Annotated in this window: 1 protein-coding gene; it reads left to right on the forward strand. The window is 51.8% G+C overall.

The window, feature by feature from the left end; genetic code table 11:
* Nucleotides 1–81: 81 nt before the first annotated feature.
* Nucleotides 82–512, forward strand: a 431-nt coding sequence (locus tag B3W37_RS06505; protein WP_483175139.1) for a 50S ribosomal protein L11 methyltransferase, incomplete at its 3' end; no start/stop codon positions are given.

The following is a 512-nucleotide window of genomic DNA, read 5'->3' on the forward strand; positions in this document are numbered from 1 at the left end:
GATGAGGATAAAGCTCCGGGGTGTGATTTTTCCGGCCCGGGGCCTTTTCGGGTTAAAGCTTATGTTCATGAAGACCGCCAGGTGACGGCAGAGATCGAACAGGGTCTGGAAGAGATACAGAGGCTGCTAGGCTCTGACTTTGAANNGGATGAAGACTGGGAGGACAGCTGGAAGAAGTACTACCATACCTTTCGAGTCGGACAGCGTTTGCTGATTAAGCCGTCATGGGAAAAGTATGAGCCCGAATTGACAGATGTGGTAATCGAGATCGATCCAGGCATGGCCTTTGGAACCGGTATTCATGCTTCCACCCGCTTTTGTCTGATATTTATCGAGCAGTATATCAAGGGCGGCGAAAAGGTGATCGATGCCGGATGCGGTTCGGGAATACTATCTTTAGCCGCGGCCAAACTTGGCGCAGGCGAAGTTCTGGCTATGGATCTCGATGGGGTGGCGGTACGAATCGCCCGGCAAAACATCGCTTTAAATGGCCTTGATGAGCAGATCAAGGC

It is taken from the genome of Syntrophomonas sp. UBA5494 (genome assembly GCF_002426325.1).